26 protein-coding genes are annotated in these 19495 nt (G+C 48.7%); 6 read left to right on the top strand and 20 right to left on the bottom strand.

Going from position 1 to position 19495, the window contains the following annotated elements; translation table 11 throughout:
* Positions 1-7: 7 nt before the first annotated feature.
* From rpsC to BO53_RS0107665, 10 genes are all read right to left on the bottom strand, one after another.
* A complete protein-coding gene (gene rpsC / locus BO53_RS0107710) occupies positions 8-652 on the bottom strand; it encodes a 30S ribosomal protein S3 (protein WP_031547049.1) in 645 nt (214 codons plus the stop codon).
* Positions 653-673: 21 nt separating this feature from the next.
* Entirely contained in the window at positions 674-1057 is a 384-nt protein-coding gene (gene rplV, locus BO53_RS0107705) for a 50S ribosomal protein L22 (RefSeq protein WP_031547048.1), read from the bottom strand.
* Between the two features lie 31 nt (positions 1058-1088).
* Positions 1089-1367 carry a 30S ribosomal protein S19 gene (gene rpsS / locus BO53_RS0107700; RefSeq protein ID WP_031547047.1) on the bottom strand — a complete coding sequence of 93 codons (279 nt, stop codon included), beginning with the start codon at positions 1365-1367 and terminating at the stop codon, positions 1089-1091.
* Positions 1368-1425: 58 nt separating this feature from the next.
* A complete protein-coding gene (gene rplB / locus BO53_RS0107695) occupies positions 1426-2262 on the bottom strand; it encodes a 50S ribosomal protein L2 (RefSeq protein WP_031547046.1) in 837 nt (278 codons plus the stop codon).
* A gap of 31 nt (positions 2263-2293) precedes the next feature.
* Positions 2294-2566, bottom strand: coding sequence for a 50S ribosomal protein L23 (gene rplW / locus BO53_RS0107690; protein ID WP_031547045.1), 273 nt, complete (start codon positions 2564-2566; stop codon positions 2294-2296).
* The gene (gene rplD / locus BO53_RS0107685; protein ID WP_031547044.1) at positions 2566-3189 is read right to left on the bottom strand and encodes a 50S ribosomal protein L4; all 624 of its coding nucleotides are present in this window, start codon (positions 3187-3189) and stop codon (positions 2566-2568) included. Before rplD ends, rplW begins: the two co-directional genes overlap by 1 nt.
* 29 nt (positions 3190-3218) lie before the next feature.
* Entirely contained in the window at positions 3219-3881 is a 663-nt protein-coding gene (rplC, locus tag BO53_RS0107680) for a 50S ribosomal protein L3 (RefSeq protein WP_031547043.1), read from the bottom strand.
* A gap of 25 nt (positions 3882-3906) precedes the next feature.
* Positions 3907-4215 (bottom strand): 30S ribosomal protein S10, encoded by a 309-nt coding sequence (gene rpsJ, locus BO53_RS0107675; RefSeq protein ID WP_031547042.1) that lies wholly within the window; start codon positions 4213-4215, stop codon positions 3907-3909.
* Positions 4216-4533: 318 nt separating this feature from the next.
* Entirely contained in the window at positions 4534-5868 is a 1335-nt protein-coding gene (locus BO53_RS0107670) for an NCS2 family permease (RefSeq protein ID WP_031547041.1), read from the bottom strand.
* Positions 5869-5902: 34 nt separating this feature from the next.
* On the bottom strand, positions 5903-6541 hold the full coding sequence (locus BO53_RS0107665) for a YczE/YyaS/YitT family protein (RefSeq protein WP_156956117.1): 639 nt from the start codon (positions 6539-6541) through the stop codon (positions 5903-5905).
* A gap of 177 nt (positions 6542-6718) precedes the next feature.
* Between BO53_RS0107665 and BO53_RS0107660 the strand changes: the two genes are divergently transcribed.
* Positions 6719-7390, top strand: a complete 672-nt coding sequence (locus BO53_RS0107660) for a PepSY domain-containing protein (protein WP_031547039.1) — start codon at positions 6719-6721, stop codon at positions 7388-7390.
* A 36-nt stretch (positions 7391-7426) separates the two neighbouring features.
* On the opposite strand, the gene BO53_RS0107655 is transcribed toward BO53_RS0107660, so the two are convergent.
* Entirely contained in the window at positions 7427-8104 is a 678-nt protein-coding gene (locus BO53_RS0107655) for an aminoglycoside phosphotransferase APH(3') (protein ID WP_031547037.1), read from the bottom strand.
* Between the two features lie 119 nt (positions 8105-8223).
* Here BO53_RS0107655 and BO53_RS14060 point away from each other — a divergent pair, with 119 nt between their 5' ends.
* The 4 genes from BO53_RS14060 to BO53_RS0107635 are packed head-to-tail and all read left to right on the top strand — an operon-like array spanning position 8224 to position 10172.
* Positions 8224-8394 carry an SE1832 family protein gene (locus BO53_RS14060; protein WP_169738741.1) on the top strand — a complete coding sequence of 57 codons (171 nt, stop codon included), beginning with the start codon at positions 8224-8226 and terminating at the stop codon, positions 8392-8394.
* 19 nt (positions 8395-8413) lie between these two features.
* A complete protein-coding gene (locus BO53_RS0107645) occupies positions 8414-9565 on the top strand; it encodes an MFS transporter (RefSeq protein WP_031547035.1) in 1152 nt (383 codons plus the stop codon).
* On the top strand, positions 9562-9876 hold the full coding sequence (gene mspA, locus BO53_RS0107640) for a membrane stabilizing protein MspA (protein WP_031547034.1): 315 nt from the start codon (positions 9562-9564) through the stop codon (positions 9874-9876). Before BO53_RS0107645 ends, mspA begins: the two co-directional genes overlap by 4 nt.
* A gap of 20 nt (positions 9877-9896) precedes the next feature.
* Positions 9897-10172, top strand: a complete 276-nt coding sequence (locus tag BO53_RS0107635; protein WP_031547033.1) for a hypothetical protein — start codon at positions 9897-9899, stop codon at positions 10170-10172.
* A 56-nt stretch (positions 10173-10228) separates the two neighbouring features.
* Here BO53_RS0107635 and BO53_RS0107630 read toward each other — a convergent pair whose 3' ends face one another.
* Both BO53_RS0107630 and BO53_RS0107625 read right to left on the bottom strand, forming a co-directional pair.
* A complete protein-coding gene (locus tag BO53_RS0107630; RefSeq protein ID WP_031547031.1) occupies positions 10229-11023 on the bottom strand; it encodes a transporter substrate-binding domain-containing protein in 795 nt (264 codons plus the stop codon).
* A gap of 176 nt (positions 11024-11199) precedes the next feature.
* Positions 11200-12468 (bottom strand): lipid II:glycine glycyltransferase FemX, encoded by a 1269-nt coding sequence (locus tag BO53_RS0107625; protein WP_031547030.1) that lies wholly within the window; start codon positions 12466-12468, stop codon positions 11200-11202.
* 56 nt (positions 12469-12524) lie between these two features.
* Between BO53_RS0107625 and BO53_RS0107620 the strand changes: the two genes are divergently transcribed.
* Positions 12525-12770 (top strand): hypothetical protein, encoded by a 246-nt coding sequence (locus BO53_RS0107620; RefSeq protein WP_031547029.1) that lies wholly within the window; start codon positions 12525-12527, stop codon positions 12768-12770.
* Here the strand turns inward: BO53_RS0107620 and BO53_RS0107615 are convergent.
* From BO53_RS0107615 to BO53_RS0107585, 7 genes are all read right to left on the bottom strand, one after another.
* Complete coding sequence (locus BO53_RS0107615; protein ID WP_031547028.1) at positions 12755-13441, bottom strand: VOC family protein; 687 nt, start codon at positions 13439-13441, stop codon at positions 12755-12757. The two genes, BO53_RS0107620 and BO53_RS0107615, sit on opposite strands and share 16 nt — an antisense overlap.
* Before the next feature lie 91 nt (positions 13442-13532).
* Positions 13533-14696, bottom strand: coding sequence for an ABC transporter ATP-binding protein (locus tag BO53_RS0107610; RefSeq protein WP_031547027.1), 1164 nt, complete (start codon positions 14694-14696; stop codon positions 13533-13535).
* A 12-nt stretch (positions 14697-14708) separates the two neighbouring features.
* Positions 14709-15677 (bottom strand): sugar phosphate isomerase/epimerase family protein, encoded by a 969-nt coding sequence (locus BO53_RS0107605; protein ID WP_031547026.1) that lies wholly within the window; start codon positions 15675-15677, stop codon positions 14709-14711.
* A gap of 11 nt (positions 15678-15688) precedes the next feature.
* Positions 15689-16720, bottom strand: coding sequence for a Gfo/Idh/MocA family protein (locus BO53_RS0107600; protein ID WP_031547025.1), 1032 nt, complete (start codon positions 16718-16720; stop codon positions 15689-15691).
* Between the two features lie 9 nt (positions 16721-16729).
* A complete protein-coding gene (locus tag BO53_RS0107595) occupies positions 16730-17761 on the bottom strand; it encodes a Gfo/Idh/MocA family protein (protein ID WP_156956116.1) in 1032 nt (343 codons plus the stop codon).
* On the bottom strand, positions 17758-18471 hold the full coding sequence (locus BO53_RS0107590) for a ThuA domain-containing protein (protein ID WP_031547022.1): 714 nt from the start codon (positions 18469-18471) through the stop codon (positions 17758-17760). Before BO53_RS0107590 ends, BO53_RS0107595 begins: the two co-directional genes overlap by 4 nt.
* Complete coding sequence (locus BO53_RS0107585) at positions 18468-19487, bottom strand: LacI family DNA-binding transcriptional regulator (protein ID WP_031547021.1); 1020 nt, start codon at positions 19485-19487, stop codon at positions 18468-18470. The genes BO53_RS0107590 and BO53_RS0107585 overlap by 4 nt, the downstream gene beginning before the upstream one ends.
* Between the last annotated feature and the right edge of the window lie 8 nt (positions 19488-19495).

Genomic DNA, 19495 nt, shown 5'->3' with positions numbered 1-19495 from the left:
TCCTCCTTTACTTTTTGTCATTCTTGACAGGAAGAACTTCTCCACGGTAGATCCATACTTTAACACCGAGTTTACCGTATGTTGTATCTGCTTCTTCATGTGCATAGTCTATGTCTGCACGAAGAGTATGCAGTGGAACTGTTCCTTCGCTGTATCCTTCAGAACGTGCGATATCTGCGCCACCGAGACGGCCTGAAACTTGAGTTTTAATACCTTTAGCTCCAGCTCTCATCGCTCTTTGCAGTACTTGTTTTTGTGCTCTACGGAAAGATACACGGTTTTCAAGTTGACGTGCAATGTTTTCAGCAACAAGTTTTGCGTCCATGTCGACTTTTTTCACTTCTACGACATTGATGTGGATTTTTTTGCCTGTCAGGTTTGTCAGGGCTGTACGGAGCTTGTCGATTTCGCTACCGCCTTTACCAATTACCATACCTGGTTTGCCAGTGTGAAGCGCGATGTTCACACGGTTGGCCGCGCGCTCTATTTCAACTTTTGAAACAGCTGCGTCTTTAAGATTGTTTTCGATATATTCACGAACTTTAAGGTCTTCGTGCAGCAGGTCTGCAAAGTCTTTCTCTGCGTACCATTTCGCCTCCCAATCACGGATGATGCCTGTACGAAGCCCAATAGGATTTATCTTCTGACCCAAATTAATTCCCTCCTTGTGATTTTATGCGTTCTCTTCTACTTTTGTTTCTTCAGTTTCCTGAACCTCTTCTTCTGCCGGTTCTGAAACTACAATAGTGATATGGCTTGTACGTTTGTTGATCTTTGTCGCACGGCCTTGTGCACGTGGACGGAAACGTTTCAATGTCGGGCCTTCGTTAGCATACGCTTCAGAGATATATAGGCTGTCGATATCCATGTCATAGTTATGTTCAGCATTGGCTACAGCTGATTTGATCAACTTTTCAACTACTGGCGAAGTTCTTTTGTTTGTAAGTTTAAGAATTGCGATCGCTTCTCCGACTTCTTTACCGCGAATGAGGTCGAGAACCATTCTCGCTTTACGAGGAGCAATTCTAACTGTTTTTGCGACTGCTTTCGCTTGCATCTTTCGTTCCTCCTTTATTCCGTCTTATCCCTTATCGTCTTGTTTTCTTGTCGTCGTTTCCGTGGCCTTTAAACGTTCTTGTTGGAGCAAATTCTCCAAGTTTATGACCGACCATATCTTCTGTAACATAGACCGGCACATGCTTGCGTCCATCATATACAGCGATTGTATGACCGATGAAATTAGGGAAGATTGTGGAACGACGTGACCAAGTTTTGATTACACTTTTTTTGTTATCTTCGTTGAGCTTTTCTACCTTCTTCATGAGGTGATCGTCAACAAAAGGTCCTTTTTTAAGACTGCGAGCCATTTTGGCGCCTCCTTCCAATAATGCGTGCGGATGTAGCATCCGCACACTTTGGTTTCATTTATTTCTTCTTCTTGCGTCCTCTTACGATGAGCTTATCAGAACGGTTCTTACCTCTACGTGTCTTCTTACCGAGGGTTGGTTTACCCCAAGGAGACATTGGTGATGGACGTCCGATTGGCGCACGGCCTTCACCACCACCGTGTGGGTGATCGTTAGGGTTCATGACAGAACCACGAACTGTAGGGCGCTGCCTCTTCCATCTGGAACGGCCTGCTTTACCGATGTTGATGAGTTCGTGCTGTTCGTTACCAACTGCTCCGATAGTTGCACGGCAAGTCGCAAGGATCATGCGCACTTCGCCAGAACGAAGTCTGACAAGAACATATTTACCTTCCTTACCGAGCACCTGCGCACGCGCACCTGCTGATCTTACCAGCTGGCCGCCTCTGCCTGGTTTCAATTCGATATTGTGGATTGTTGTACCTACAGGAATATCAGTAAGTGCCATAGCGTTACCCACTTTGATATCCGCATCTGGGCCACTCATGATTTCATGTCCTACTGTTACACCTTTAGGTGCAAGGATGTAGCTTTTCACTCCGTCTTCATAAACAACAAGAGCGATGTTTGCTGAACGGTTTGGATCATATTCAATCTGCGTCACGCGAGCAGGCACACCATCTTTGATGCGTTTGAAGTCGATGACCCTGTATTGACGCTTGTGTCCGCCACCTTTATGACGAACAGTGATCCTGCCCTGGTTGTTACGTCCCGCTTTTTTCGGAAGCGGCTGTAATAATGACCGTTCTGGTGTCGTTGATGTGATTTCTGAGAAGTCGGAACCAGTCATATTACGACGAGCGTTTGTGGTCGGCTTATATTTTTTAATCGCCATCTCGTTTTACCTCCTTATTGGTAAGTGCTCCTTAGAATATTTCGATAGAGCCTTCTTTAAGTGTTACGATTGCTTTTCTTCTTTTTCTAGTATAGCCGCTGTAACGTCCCATACGTTTTTTCTTCGGCTTATAGTTCATTATGTTCACTTTGTCGACTTTTACGTCAAAGATCTCTTCAACTGCATATTTAACTTGTGTTTTGTTTGCTTTTACATCCACATCAAAAGTGTATTTATCAATGGACATCAAGTCAGCAGAACGCTCAGTGATTACCGGGCGTTTAATGATATCGCGTGCATCCATTACAGAAGCACCTCCTCTGCTTTATTGATTGCGCCTTCAGTGAAAATAACACGGTTTGCAGAAAGGATGTCGAGTACGTTGAGCTCTTCCAGCGTCAGTACTGTGACTCCTTGCAGGTTGCGAGATGAAAGTTCAACGTTTACATCTTCGTTCTCGAGTACGAGAAGAACCTTTTTGTCTGCATTCAGATTTTCAAGGATCGCCATGAAATCTTTTGTCTTCGGAGTGTCGAGCGCCAGGTTGTCCACTACTGTCAACGCTTCTTCGTTGACTTTTGCGGATAGCGCTGAGCGAAGAGCCAGACGGCGCATTTTTCTAGGCATTTTGTAGGAGTAGCTTCTTGGCGTAGGGCCGAATACCACTCCACCTCCACGATAGTGAGGTGCACGGATTGTACCTTGACGTGCATTACCTGTTCCTTTTTGTCTGAATGGTTTTTTGCCACCACCGCTGACTGCGGAACGGTTTTTGACTGAGTGAGTGCCACGGCGCAGTGACGCGCGCTGCAGGTTCACTGCTTCAAAAAGCACATGCTGGTTTGGCTCGATGCCAAATATATCCTGGTTAAGTTCTATAGAATTAACTTTGCTTCCTTCTTTAGTTAATACATCTACGCTTGCCATGTGTTAAATCCTCCCTTCCTAAATTGCTATTATTTAACACCTTTTTTAATTGCTGATGCGATTTTTACATATCCTTTGCGTGGGCCAGGAACGTTTCCTTTTACAAGGATTACGTTGCGTTCTGCATCCACTTTTACAATTTCAAGATTCTGCAATGTGACAGTTTCTCCGCCCATGCGTCCTGGCAATGCTTTGCCTTTGAATACGCGGGATGGGTCGGCACCCTGTCCCATTGAACCAGGTCTTCTGTGGTAACGGGAACCGTGGGACATAGGTCCGCGGCTCTGGTTGTGACGCTTGATTGCACCCTGGAAACCTTTACCTTTGGATGTTGCCGTCACGTCCACCAAGTCGCCTGCTTCAAATGTATCTACAGTGACTTCTTGACCGACTTCGAATTCATCTGCTGCGAGATTTTTGAATTCGCGTACGAAGCGCTTAGGAGCTTTGCCGGATGCCTTGGCATGGCCGGTTTCAGCCTTGTTTGCATATTTGTTTGTTCTTGCACCTTCAAAGAACTCACGCTTGTCGTCGAAACCGATTTGTACTGCACTGTATCCATCAGTTTCTTCCGTCTTCTTCTGCAGCACTACGTTGCCCGCTGCTTCTACTACTGTTACAGGGATGAGTTCGCCGTTTTCTCCGAAAACTTGAGTCATTCCCACTTTTTTACCTAAGATTCCTTTGGTCATCGAAAGTCGCACCTCCTGCTATAATTTATAATTTGATTTCGATGTCCACACCAGATGGCAGGTTGAGTCCCATGAGGGCATCTACCGTTTTCGGTGTAGGGTTTACAATGTCGATAAGACGTTTGTGCGTACGCTGTTCAAATTGTTCACGGGAATCCTTGTACTTGTGTACCGCGCGGATTATCGTGTAAACAGTCTTCTCAGTTGGAAGTGGGATCGGGCCGGAAACATCCGCACCAGAACGCTTTGCTGTTTCAACAATTTTCTCTGCTGATTGATCCAATACTCTGTGATCGTACGCTTTCAAACGAATACGAATTTTTTGTTTTGCCATTATTTAACCTCCTTTTGGTCGTCATCATTGTTTGATAGACTTCTCCACGAAAATTCTCTTGCACGCTGCCATGGCAAAGCGGCCGGGCGTGTCAGTAACCTCTCGCTTCATCGATTAAAAACGTCCACCCCTGTATGTAAGGCGGTGAGTTTTATTAACATGGACAGTAACCTATCCATTTCAGTCCAACGTTAGATATATTACACGAAAAAAGTGAAAAAATCAATAGATTACCCAAGATTTTTTCACTTTTTTCCGCTGGACCTGCGATACGGTGTCCTATTATACAGTTTTCAGTTACAATTTACAAGATGTTTTTTATTCCGTCATGAAGACGAAATACAATATGAAGACTATAAAGAGTCCATACATTATAGGATGGATCTCTTTTCTTCTCCCCGCCATAATCATTGTAATCGGATAGAATACGAAGCCGATTGCAATTCCTGTCGCAATGCTGTAGGTCAGCGGCATCATGAACATGGTCAAAAACGCCGGAACCGCCACTTCGAACTGGTCCCACCTCACTTTGGACAGGTTTGATACCATCAGGGCTCCAACGATGATCAGTGCTGGAGCCGTCACCTCGGAGGTGAAAGTCACGATGAGCGGTGACAGGAAGATGGCCGACAGGAACAGCACGCCTGTTACGACGCTTGCAAAGCCTGTCCTGGCACCTGCTGCAACACCGGCGGTGGATTCCACATACGAGGTGGTGGTCGAAGTGCCAAAAATAGCCCCTGCTATCGTCGCAATGGAGTCGGAAAGCAGTGCCCGTCCGCCTCTTGGCAATTTATTATCCTTGATCAGGTTCGCTTGGCTGGCGACACCCACAAGCGTTCCGGCTGTATCGAAGAAGTCGACGAACAGGAATGTCAATACAACGATCAGGAACTGGATGTTGAATATTTCAGCCGGGTCCGAGAAGGCCTCGAAGGCTGCCCCGAATGTCGGCTCCATACTCGGCACCGATCCGAAGAAGCTTTCCGGCCGCGGCACCAGACCAAAAAGCAGGCCGAGGATTGCAGTAATGATCATACCGAAGAAGATAGCTCCCGGGACTTTTCTTGCCATCAGTACGGCTGTGATGAAAAGCCCTCCTACGGCGAGCAGCACCTTTGGATCATGAAGGGCGCCCAGACCGACAAGAGTCGCATCATTTGTGACGATGATACCAGCACCCTGCAGCCCAACGAAAGTGATGAAGAAGCCGATTCCCGCACTGACTGCCATCTTCATTTCCATCGGTATGGAATTGATGACATATTCCCTCAGGCCGCTGATGGTCAAAAGGGCAAATATCACTCCGGAGAACAGCACTCCGGTCAGCGCCGTCTGCCACGGAATTCCCATCGTCAGCACAACAGTGAACGCGAAGAATGCATTCAGCCCCATTCCGGGGGCAAGGGCGATGGGGTATCTGGCATAAATCCCCATAATCAGACAGCCGATGAAAGCTGCGAGCGCAGTCGCAACAAATATGGCGTTCATGTCCATACGCATAGAATCAGGTATGTCTTCGATACCCTGGAGGGATAGAACAGAAGGATTGACAGCGAGTATGTATGCCATGGATAGGAAGGTCGTCAATCCTCCAACTATTTCGCGTCGATAATTGGTACCGTGTTCCTCAAAGCCAAAAAACTTTTTCATAACCTACTCCATTCCTTGATTGAATTATTCAAAGCTATATAATCTTGATGATTTCCTTATCTTCGCCGCCCAGGAAATTGACGAGCATCCGGCGGGTGAGCGGGAGCCACATTTCAATGAGTTTCCCCAAACCGATAATGATGATCGCCGTCCCGATGAACACCGGGCCGCCCAGAAGATATCCGGCGACAGCGGCACCAAGCTCCATGATATTCCTTGCCATGGAAATTTTCAATCCAAACTTTTCGACAAGCAGCAGCATCAGGGTATCCCGTGGACCCGCGCCAAGATTCGGCGTTATGTAGAATGCTACACCGAATGCCATGACGAACAGACCCACCGTAAAGATGATGATATGCTGTGTCCACCCTTCAAACTCAGGAATGAGCCAGTTGAAGATATCAATAAAAACTCCCACCGCCACCATGTTGATGTAGACGCCAAGTTTCGGCAGGCGCCGTGTGATGACAGCAGTGAATAGGACGATTGTGGCTCCGGCAATGATTGCCCAGCTTCCTATTGTCAGACCAAAGGTCTGCCACAGTCCATAATGCAGCACATCCCATGAACTGAGTCCGAGGAGCCTTCCTTTTATTGTCAATGAGATTCCGAGAGCCAGAATCACCAGTCCCACGATATAGAACAGCCAGCGCTTTGTCAGATTCGTTATCACATGGCATCCCCTCACCTCTTATTATTTAAACTAGTTTACGCCTCTGTGAAGAAAAACGCAATATTGTTTGCCAATACACCTTCCACGTTTGAAATGGCATATGGAAGGGAAGGTTTGAAGTAATCAATTTTTGAAATAATCAATTTAAACGATTAACTTAAAATAGGAGGATTCGAAATGGAGAATAGATACAAGCTCGCAAGCGTCCTGATGTCTGCATCACTCGTAATGGCCGCGTGTGGCGGTGCCGATGAAAATCCTGATTCAGCAGATGTCGACGAAGTTGTGGAAGAGAACGAAGAATTCACTTCAACCGAGGAGTCTGCTGAAGAATCAACCGAGGAATCAACCGAGGAATCAACAGAGGAGTCCACCGAGGAATCCAGTGGCCAATCTTCAGGCAGCACCGGTGATACGATTGCCCCTGAAGACATCAATCATGATGCCGAAGAGGCAGTGGATGCTGCATCAGAAAACTTCGATGGAGAACTTGTGGAAGTCGAACTCGATGACGAGGATAACCAATGGATATACAAAGTAGATATGGAGAGTGAATCTGAAGAATACGAGGTGAAATTGTCTGTGGATGACCTTTCCGTAGTAGAGGAGCAGACGGAGAGCGATGATGACTTCGATACGGACGAACACTTCAGCTATGGCGATGCCGTGCCTGCAGAGGAAGCGGTGCAGACTGCCATGGATGAGACCAATGGTGAACTGGAAGGCTGGACCCTGGATAGGGATGACGGACAGCTGCAATATGAAGTGGATATGAAAAATGGTGATAATGGAGATTCTGATGTGACCATCAACGCCGAGAACGGCGAGATAGTGGAAACGGACGACTGATGAGAAAAGGCGTAACCAATGTGGTTACGCCTTTTCTTATGCTTCCACCAGCTGAATGAACTGGTTCATCTTTTTCTGATCGACATGATCCTTGATCCGATACCCCTCATAAAAGTATTCCAAGTATTCACGACCCAAGACCCTCTCAATATCAAGTGCCATGGCGGCAAGGTCAAAATACCGGTCCCTTACTCCAATTCCTATCATATCCACACTGCCTGTAATGTAATTTTCGTTTACTATTACATTGGAGAGTCTAAAGTCCCCATGGCTGAAAACCAGATCCGTATGGACGGCATCCTCAGAATAGACGAACGGACATCCCTCAATCTTCTGCTTATGCAGAAAACTCAAGTATCTGCCAATCTGCTTCAGTGTGGAAACGATGACCTCAGGCGGCTGCCCCTGTAGGAACTTCTCGGCATCCACGCCCGGAAGAGCCAAATAGAACATATAGGCACCGGCCTCTTCATATAATGTCACCGGCTTCGGCACACCATTGATCTTATTCAGCTCCATCCATAGCAGCCGTTTGTATTCCCGCCGTGTCCGCTTCACATCATCAATGTAGGATTTTGCAATCAGCGGTTCCTGCGGCTGGTACATATTGGGCGGGTCCTCCCCGCCGTATGTAAGCAAATGCACCCGGGCTTCCGAATCCCCTTCAAGCGGTGCCCAATCGTAATATTCTTCATATATTTCAAAAGTGTGCATCCAATGTCCCTCCATTCCCTTCCATTCTACTTCAATCATCCTTAAAATGTCATTAGTGATTCCCCTAATATCGATTGCATTATGATATGATACTACTATAATTCAAGGTGGTGAAAGTAATGGATCTGGAATACAGACTTAAGGAACTCAAAAATGAGTATGTACGCATCCAGGGTGATCTGGAAAAGCTCGAATCCACTGGCAACCGCACATCAAAAATGGAAGACCGCCTCACTCAGATAGAAACAGAAATTGCACAGACAAAAAAGGAAATCAGGAATCAGAAATAACCAATAGGAAGTGCCCGCAATGAAAAAAATGATCTTATTCATTATGATCATACAATTTCTCATATATTTTGGCTTCAGCATGATCATACCGGTCATACCGGAACTTGTGACCGAGCTCGGCGTGTCCACCCTGCATATGGGAGGACTACTCGCCGTATATTCCGTTGCCAGTTTTGCCGCCGCCCCCTATTTCGGCAAACTGAGCGACCGCCATGGCCGTCGCCCGATCCTGCTGTACGGACTGCTCGCCTTCAGCTTCAGCTTCCTACTGTTTGGATTGTTCATCGATGTGCTATGGGTGCTCTACCTGACCCGCCTGATTGGAGGGGCTGCGTCAGGGGCACTCTATACAGCAACGACCAGCATGGTGGCGGACCTGACGACGCGCGAAGAGCGTACACGGTTCATGGGGCTGATCGGCATGTCCATTGGACTTGGCTTCATTTTCGGGCCAGGTGTGGGCGGGCTGCTCGCCCAGATCAGCCTAAGCTTCGCCTACTACATGACAACCATCGTCATTGCAGGCGCATTGATATTCAGCGTATTTAAAATCGAGGAGACATACCGCCCGGGAGTCAGCGCAGGAAAAGACATCACTTTGCCGAGCGAGTATTTCCTGAAGCCTGTCGGCATCCTTCTGATATGCACATTCTTCGTCATGCTGACAATGAGTGGCATGGAGAGCACTTTCCAGCTGCTCGGCATCGATAGGATAGACATCACTCCTGCACAGATGGGCATCCTCTTTGTAATCGGTGGAATATTCAACGCCGCGGTCCAGGGCGGCTTCATCGGCCGTCTCAAAGATGGCCAGGAATACCCGGTAATGATTGCCGGGCAGATCATGACACTGGCCGCCTTCATCCTCCTGCCCTTCATGTCCAGTCTGGTTTTTGCCGGAGTGTGCATCATCCTGCTTATGACGGGGAATGCACTCGTCAAGACACTGCTCACTTCCCAGATTACTAAAGAAGCACACCAGGACGAAATGGGACGCATGACAGCTGCTACATATTCCCTCGATAGTCTTGGCAGAATATTCGGCCCGCTCGTCTTCAACCTGCTGTTCATTCTTACTGCAGGGCTGCCATTCTGGTTCGGTGCGGTAATGACTGTATTATCCACATACTTCATTTTCCAATACTTCAGGAAAAGGAGGACTCTCGCATGATTCTGGCCGTTCTTATACTGCTCATATATGTCGTCATCAGTGCAATTACCATATTGCTGCTCAGAAACAGGATTCTCGATGTACTGCGTGTCATCGCGGGCATCGCCTTCATGCTTATGATGACCCTGATCTCGCTTGATGCACCCAGTCCCGATGGTCTGCTGATTTTTTCACTTGCCATATGCCTGTTCATATCAATTGAAATCACCGGCTTCAAGGAAGCGAAAGGCGATCACGCACGCCTGTTCATGATACATGCATTTACCCTTATGATTTCCGCCGTGCTCATCATCATGCTGCTGACACTGTAATTAGGAAGAGAGGTGGACCCATGAGACGGGTCATACTTATTCTGCTCATACTGATGCAATTCATGTTTTTTATAAACTATATAATCAATGATGGGGTCATCTTCTTCAACATTTATGTATGGGCACTGCTTAATCTCATCTCCCTTCTGGCAGGGTGGAAGGCGGCCAAATCGGAGCCGAACCTCTATGAAAACCGCAATATCCACTTTGCCCTGTCGGTAACACTGCTGCTCATGTCGGTCATGTCCCTGATCTTCATACTGCTGATCGTTCTGACCCGCCCCTATTTCCTATAGCCAAGGCACAAGTAAAGCCAGCTTCCATGTGGAAGCTGGCTTTACTTATGGAAGCATCATTCTGCCTCTTCTTCATATATATCCATGCCATACCATTTTTCGGATATTTCAGCCAGTGTGCCATCGCTCCTCAAATCAGCAATTACTTCGTTGATATCCGAAATCAACTGCTGATTCTCCGGGGTGTCCTTGAATGGCAGGGCGACAGGCTGTTCCCCAAAAGGTTCCCCTGCTATGTCGAGCGCTATATCACGGTCATTGATCATTGCCAGCAGTTGTTCCCGTCCAAATAGATATGCATCAATCTTCCCGGCAATTACATCATTATAGACGACTTCGTTATTCTCATAGTCGATGATCTCGCCCCCATGGTCCGGGTATTCCTCATTCAGTACATTCTGGAAGTTCGTACCCAGTATCGTACCTACATCGGCCCCATTCAGATCATCAACGGATTGGATGGTTTCATTATCCTGGGCCACCGCCACCGCCGCCTTCGAATTATAGTAGGGGTCAGAGAAGGTATACTTTTCAGCCCTTTCCGGAGTCATGGCAAAATTGCTGGCCGTATCCACATTTCCCGTATCAAGATTGGCCAGCACGCCTGTCCAGTCCGTCATCACCCATTCTATCTCATAGTCCAGTTCATCGAATATCGCGTTGTAGATATCTGCGTTGAATCCCTTCACTTCCCCATCTTCCTGGAAGGAGAGCGGATAGCCATCAGGTGATGATCCGATTTTGATGACCTTGTCCCCTTCCGTCTCTTCCACACTCCCACTTTCTGCTTCATTTCCACACCCTGCAATCAAGAGCAGGACGAATGCCAACGGTAAAATCCATTTCTTCATAAGAATCCCCCTGTATGTAAGTTGTCATATAATCATAGACCCATAAAACATAGTTTATTACTATGGATTAATGGATACAAGTCTATCATGGCAGGACCTCTTTAACAAGGTGCTCTCATATAGGGAATTCAAAGGCTGCATATAAATTTTTTCTATAAGAAAGAGCGCCGTGTGGTTCAACGGCGCTCTTTCAAGGCTTTAAGTGTCTGATTCAATTTCACTTTCCCCTTTTGGAACATCGGCACACCGACTTCAGCAAGCGTATAGAGCGGACGGTGGATGACATAGTCGAACTCTCCGACTTTCTCGCTCACTTCCGTGCCCCATACCTTCTTGAACTGCCATAGGCCAAAATGTGGGGATGTTTCGGGTGGAGCAACACTGACACCGCCAAAGTCGTATGTTCTGGCTCCATTATCCCGGGCATACTTCATCATTTCGTACTGCATATGATGGTTCGGCAAGTATTCACGATACTGATCGGAAGAGGCCCCATAGAGATAGTATGCCTTGTGTCCAGACTGGGCAAGCAGGGCACCGGAAAGGATAACGCCTTCGGGATGCTCTTTCTTGATTTCTTCAATCTCGTGCTGCTGCTTCTGAAGTTTTTCCTTTCGGTTGTTTAGGTCGTTGATCTGGTTCTCCTTCTTGCTGCCATCCTTTTTCTTCATGGCTTTTTCCAGATCCTTCTCCACCTTCTCCATGTCCGCTTCCAGCGAAGCTGCGACTTCTGTAGGCATCAGTTTCACCAGGAACAGTTCCATATGGCCATTACTGTGCAAATTATCATAGAGGGATTCGAAATAGGTGATGTCCCGGGTGAGGAATCCATCCCGCTGCCCCGTCTCCTTCATGAGCCTGACGAAAGTTGGCAGATCTTCTCGTTCCGCTCTATAGACTCTGGTGCCCCGACGGATGGCATTGCGCACCTTTGTACGATTGTTCCTTTCAAAACTCTGCAGCAGTGCCTTGTCATCCTTGTCGATTGAAGCAACCATCGTCTGTCTGGGCTGTATATTATCCTTGCTCATGCCATCTTTGAGACCACGGTGCCTGAAACCGATTGATTCAAGAAATCCTATTGTATCCTGATGTGTTTCAAGTGGGAGGTCCGGGTCTATCTTTATTGCATAGGCCTTTTCATCCCTGGCTATGTTCAATGCCTCCTTCAGCATGAATTCCACAAGAAGCGGATCATGGTAGTCGCAGACAAAGCCTCTGGATATATAGCATAGCGTATGACTGAGTTTAGGCACCTTCTTGAACAGCAGAAGGGCGACACCGAGCGTTTCCCCCGCTTCATTGCCCACAGCAAAACGCCTGGAGTACCACCCAGTCAGATGCTTCGACTGTGCCCAGTCGGTCAACTGCAGCAGGTCTCCATGGCGGTGGCTTTCTACAAACTGATCGTGTTCGTCTTCTGTCAGGTTCAACAATTTAAGCATAACGGTCTCCATTCAAATAAAATCTGATATAATATTCCATGAAAGGTGGTCCTATCATGAGACAAGCTATTCTAATCTTTCTTCTGATCATCAATATCGTCAGCGTTTTCCAACTGGGTCAATATGATAGTGGGGATCTCATCGCCCTGATGAGTGCCAGAATCATCCTCGGCGTCATCACTATCATGCTGAGTATTGCATATATACTTGTAAGAGGCACAAAGTCGATTGCCATCCTCAGCATCATCACAGCGCTTTCGGCACTTCTGCACCTTGGACTCATCGTCTATATAAACTTATAGACGGCACCTTTGTAAATTGCCGATTCACCATCCATCGCCACTTCCAGGGTGATGGATGGTTTTTCATTTTCTGCGATGGTTATTGTCGTATGCGCATCCACTTCGCCTTTCCAGACACCGATGACGTCAAAGAAGGCTTCCCACACCTTCCCGTTCTTCACTTCATGATGGATGTTTATTTCCGGGGAAATAAACCCTCCCCTTAAGTTTCTGATCCGGTCCAAGCGTGCCGATTCCGCTTCCTCCCATTGGATGAAGAAGGGGAGGGTCTCCTTATCATCCAGGATATAGAGCAGTTTCCACCGGATGGTCTCCCCATTGGTTGTACGTTCCATATCCACCGGTCCGACAGTCCGGAAGCCTTTTGCCCTGTACCGGTCGGCAAGCTGGTGTATCTCTTCAGTGGCAAGCGCGCAACGGATGAATCCTTCCTCGTACTGCACCTGGTCAATCGTCTTGGCAAATGAATCCTCCGCCGCTTCCAGATGGCGCCTGAACCTCTCTTCATCGTCGATCGCCAAATACTCCACATACCTCTGGTCGAAATAGGACAACAGGTTCGCAGTGCCCAAAGGTTCATGTTTTCCACCGGAATGGATCGGCAGCACACCTTCCGTCCCGACTGAATCCAGCTGGTTGACAAAATGTATGATGTGATCGAATTTCACCATGCAGTTCACCTCTTTTCAACTATATCATATTACCATTAAATCATACCAAACACTAAAAAATACAGCCTGTCCATATGGACAGGCTGGGGCTCTATGCTTTGATGACGCCGGACGTATCATTCTCCAGGCGTTCCTTCTCCTTCTCGCGCTCTTCTTTTGTGACGATGCGCTTGTGTGTCTCATTATCAAAGAAGTGGCCTTTGTTCATATCAAATGCAAACTTCACGACATCCCCCGGTTCCAGCTCATTGCGTGCGTCGACACGGGAGATGAATTCCTGCCCCTCCAGATCGGAATACAGCATGATTTCAGAACCGAGGAGTTCACTTACTTTGACTTCCGCATTGAACGCGGAGGCGAGCTCGGATTCGACGAAGACCGCTTCCTCCCTGACATCCTCCGGACGGATGCCGAACTTGATCGGCTTGTTGTCATAACCTTCATTCACAAGCATGCGCCGTTTGAATTCAGGGATTCTGATCGTGGACTCACCGATCACAAGCTCTCCGTTTCTGATTTCCGCATCAAATACATTCATGGCCGGCGATCCGATGAACTGGGCGACGAACACATTCTCCGGGAAATCATAGACTTCCTTCGGCGAACCGACCTGCATGATGTCCCCCTTGTCGAGTATCACGATGCGTGAGGCCATCGTCAGTGCTTCCGTCTGGTCGTGTGTCACATATACCGTAGTCGTCTTCAGGCGCTTGTGCAGCTTGGTGATTTCAGCCCGCATCTGCACCCTCAATTTTGCATCCAGGTTGGACAGCGGCTCATCCATCAGAAAGACGCTCGCCTCCCTGACGATTGCGCGGCCCAGGGCCACACGCTGCCTCTGACCACCGGACAGCGCCTTCGGCTTTCGGTCCAGGTAGTCGGTCAGGCCGAGAATATCCGCTGCATGTTCCACGCGCTGCTTGATTTCAGATTTCGGTGTCTTTCTCAGTTTGAGGCCGAACGCCATGTTGTCGTACACACTCATATGCGGGTAGAGCGCATAGTTCTGGAAGACCATCGCGATATCCCTGTTCTTCGGTTCCACATCGTTCATTTTCTTGTCATTGATATACAGTTCGCCGTCGGTGATTTCCTCCAGGCCGGCGATCATCCGCAATGTCGTCGATTTCCCACACCCGGAAGGACCGACCAGCACGATGAATTCCCCATCATGTATTTCAAGATTGAAATCATCTACGACCGTCGGGCCCTTTTCATATGTCTTCTTTATATTCTTCAGCTTTAGTTCAGCCATGAGACCACTCCTTTAAGCCCACCACATGTCAGTCGGCGTTTCTCTTATTATAACACTCTGCAAGTTTCTTACAGCAGTCTGGAAGCCTTCCTCAATCGACATCAGACCATCTTCATGTTCAATGGATACAACATAATCATAGTCGTAGGTCCTCAGCGCACTCATCATGTTCGCCCATTCATCCACGCTGTGGCCCAGTCCGACACTTCTGAATGTCCAGCTCCGTTCCCTGATATTCCCGTATGGATTCATATCAAGATACCCATGCATATCCAGGTTGTCCTGATCGATATACGTATCCTTCGCATGGAAATGATGGAGCGCATTTTCACGTCCCAGTATCTTGATTGCTGCAACAGGGTCTATTCCCTGCCACCACATATGGCTCGGATCCAGATTGGCGCCTATATATTCATTCGTCGCTTTCCTCAGCTCAAGCATCGTATGCGGGGAATGGACGAGAAAGCCGCCATGGAGCTCCAGTCCGACCTTCACGTCGTTTTCTTTTGCGAGCGCCGCTATCTCCTGCCAGTATGGAATCAGCCTGTGCTTCCATTGCCATTGCTTTATCTCCGAATATTCCTCCGGCCAGGGGGTCACCGGCCAGTTGACTGCCGTGTCCGTTTCATTCCCTGCAGGCGTGCCACTGAATGTATTGACTACAGGTACATCCATCATGTTTGCCAACCTGATCGATTTCCGCAGTATTTCATCCGATTCCCTGCGGAACGCTTCGTCCGGGGAAATCGGATTCCCGTGGCAGCTGAAAGCACTGATGATGAGGCCGCGTGATGTGAATTTCTCCAGATATGCCTCTCTTGCCGCCCCGGATTCAAGCAGTTCGTCGACATTGCAGTGCTTGTCCCCAGGATAGCCGCCTGTCCCGACTTCCACCGCATCCAGTCCGGATGCTTTAATATAATCCAGCATTTCTTCAAGTTCCATGTTCTGGAACAGCGGATTGAATACTCCCAGTTTCATCTGTCTGCCTCCTAAAGTCTGATGCTCCTCTGCTCTTTCGAGCTCAGGTATATTGCTTCGATAATCTTGGATACTTCTTTCGCCTCTACTGATTTCACCGTCAGCGGAGTATTGTATTTGATGGCTGAAATGAAATTCTCCGCCTGAAGCCTGCTGTAAGGTTCATCCACTTTTATATAGTCGATGCGCATCGTCGTCATCAGGTCCTCATCAGCCTGGTTCACTTTCATATCGAACACATCGAGGCCCGCTTTGGCACCTGAAATGCTGATATGGTTCTCATCTTCCGGGATGTTCGCAGCCCAGCTCGTCTCAAACAGCATCGATGCACCATTGTTGAACCGTATGAAGGCGCTGACATGGTCCTCCACTTCAAAGGAATCCCGATTGAAATGTCCCCATTCGTTGACCGTATTCGTGCGGCTCAGCTGATTATAGGTTGAGCTGGAGACTTCCACCGGTTTGACATCACCCATAAGGTACATCGCCAGATCGAGGAGGTGGCATCCATAGTCGATCAATGCGCCGCCGCCCTGCAGCTCCTGGTTGGTGAAGACACCCCACCCCGGAACCTTCCGCCGTCTGAGGCCCTTCACACGGACCACCAATGGATTGCCGATGGTACCGCGTTCGATGATCTTCTTGGCGGCAATGGCCTCCTTCATGAAGCGGTAATGATAGGCGATATGGAGCTTCACGCCATTGCGCTCCTCCGCTTCAATCATCGCGTTGCACTCCTCTGTCGTCATCGCCATCGGCTTTTCACAGAGGACGTGCTTGCCATTGGTCATGGCATCAATACTGATCGACGCATGATATTTATTCGGCGTAGAGACGACAACAGCATCCACATATGGGTACATGTCCTCGACTGTGGAGCAGACTTCGGGGATATTGAGTTCATTCGCCACCTTCATCGCCCGTTCCTGATTGACATCCTGGACTGCTGTAATCTCCACTTCGTCGAATGTTCTGAATGTAGGGATATGGCGCCCGGTCGCTATTCCTCCGACACCAATGAAACCCAGTCTGATTTTAGACATTTGCAACACCTATTCTCCAGTAATGATTTTCTTCGTACGATCGGACTCAAAAGCATTCAGTATGATTTCCACGGATCTTTTTGCGTCCTCTGCCGTCACCGGCACCCGCTCTTCATTCACAAGGGCATTGATGAATGCATCCATGACCAGCGATTTCTTCTTCTGGCCCGCTTCATCATTTGTCTGTATGCCGCCGTAGTTCTCTTTGACGACCTCGCCGTCCCTGCCTGTGAAAATGAATGAATGCTCGGAATCTGCAAGCAGGCTGAGCACACCCTTTTCACCATAGATGACGGTGGAGTTGTCCTCTTCCCCGTAGAACGACCAGCTCGCCTGCAATGTTCCGACGATATTCGATTCGGTGCGCAGAATGCATACTGCATTGTCATCCACATCGGAAAAATCCTTCGCTTCCTTGGAAATGAAGCCGCCTACATCCACGACCTCTTCCCCGAGGAGATAACGCATGAGGTCCGCCTTGTGGACCCCAAGGTCCCCCATCGCGCCCATTACCGCTTCATCCACCTTGAAGAACCAGCTGTCTTTGCCATCGACACTCCAATCCTCCGGCCCGGGATGGCCGAACGCCGTACGGAATGAATAGATCTTGCCGAGTCTGCCTTCATTGATGTAATCGCGTGCCACCTGATGCTCTTTGATGAGACGCTGGTTATGGCCGACCATCAGCTGTCTGCCGGATGCGCTTTCCGCAGCAATCATGCGGTCCATCTCATCCATCGCAACACCCATCGGCTTCTCGCACAGTACATGCTTGCCTGCCTCAAGCGCCGCAATTGAAATCTCTGCGTGCATGTAGTTCGGCGTACAGACACTGACGGCGTCGACATTATCATCTGCAAGGAGCTCCTGATAATCCCGGTAGGCTTTCCCCCCGTATATTTTCTGCTGCGCCTCCGCCCGGTCGATGACCGGATCGCAGAAGGCAACCAGCTTCACGTTCTCGTTCTCGTCATATTCGGCAATGTGCCGCTTCACTCCGATGCTGCCGCATCCTATAATACCAACGTTGATCATGATTATTTCTCCTTTATTTCTTCCAGTGGTTCGTGGTTTCCGTAGTAGTGCTTTTTGCCGTGTACACTGCCTGCCCAGTTCACACCATTATTGATGACCTTCTGGACATTCTCATCATAGTAGGTCGGATGCGTCTCATGACCTGGGCGGAAATAGAAGATCTTTCCGTTGCCCCGCTTGAAGGTGCACGCACTCCTGAACACTTCGCCGCCTTCGAACCAGCTGAGCATGATGAGTTCATCCGGCACGGGGATGTCGAAATGCTCCCCGTACATCTCTTCCTCGGGCAGCTCGAAGTATTCTCCGAGACCGTCGGTGATCGGGTGTGTCGGATCCACCACCCACAGCCGTTCCTTCTCGTTCGCTTCACGCCATTTGAGATCGCAGGATGTGCCCATCAGCAGTTTGAAGGGCTTGGAGAAATGGGCTGAATGCAATACTACCAGCCCCATGCCGTCCCACACACGCTGACGCACCTTTTCTGCAATTTCATCAGACACTTCATCGTGTGCCTTATGCCCCCACCACACAAGTACATCCGTGTTTTCCAGCACCTCATCAGTCAGTCCGTGGTCCGCCTCATCCAGCGTTGCCGTGGTCACCTCATGCCCCTCGAGGAAACTTGCGATCTGGCCGTGGATGCCTTCGGGATAGATTTCTCCCACCACTTCGGATTCCTTCTCATGCCTGTACTCGTTCCACACTGTCACTCTCATCTGACTTCCTCCTTCTGTGTTGATCGGCGCTCTATAATGCGTGTAGGCACCGTAATATTCCTTTTCAATTTATCTTCATCCTTTATCAGGGTGATGATTTCACTGCCTGCTTCCTTCCCGAGCTCCTTCGGAAAGATATCGACAACGGTCTGCGGCGGCGCTGCAAATTTTGTCAGCAGTGAATCGCTGAAGGTCGCCGTCGCAACATCTTTGGGAATGCGGATCTTCATCTTATAGAGGTGGGAGATGACGCGGGCGTTCAGCACACCGTCCAATGTCAGCAGCGCCTCCGGGCCCGCATCTTCAAACAGGGAATCCAGCATACGGCCGAGAGCACCTTCCTCGTTCCCGCATTTGACCACCCTGCAGGAATTGGAAAGACCTGCTTCATGCATCGCTGCTTCAAACCCCCTGATTCTGTCCGTCGCAACTGCGAAGACGTCATTATCCACTATCATCGTGATTTCACTATACCCTTTTCGGATCAATAATTCAGTGATCGACACCGCCGCCTGTACATTGTCATTATCCACATATATGGCTTCTTGGTCGTTGTGTATATCCTTCCCTATCACTACGAAGGGGAACCCTGATGACGAGAGGAATTCCGCTACCGGGTCCCCCTCTTTGGAATAGAGCAGTATGAACCCGTCGACCTGCCTGGAACTGATCAGCTCCTTGACCTCTGCCAGAAGACTCGCATCATCCGTCGCAGAAGTGGTGAGTGTTGAGAAGCCCTTCTGCCTGCACGTCTCGGAAACGCCGAGATTCACTTCGGAATAGAAGGGGTTCAGGTTCACTTCGTGCATCCCGCTCTTGATGACCAGCCCGATGGTGTTCGCCTGATTGGTCACCAGGTTCCGCGCCGCAATGTTGGGGGCGTAGCCGATCTCTTCCATTATCTTTCGCACTTTCTTCTTTGTAGAGGCGCTGATGCCCTCATGGTCCTTTATTACCCTGGACACTGTAGAGGGGGAGACTCCAGCTATCCTTGCCACATCTTTTATCGTCACCATTTCATGAT

It is taken from the genome of Salinicoccus luteus DSM 17002 (assembly GCF_000712035.1).
GTDB classification, from domain to species: Bacteria; Bacillota; Bacilli; order Staphylococcales; family Salinicoccaceae; genus Salinicoccus; species Salinicoccus luteus.
The sequence above is the reverse complement of the archived record's forward strand: the minus strand, read 5'-3'. Positions and strand labels throughout refer to the sequence as shown.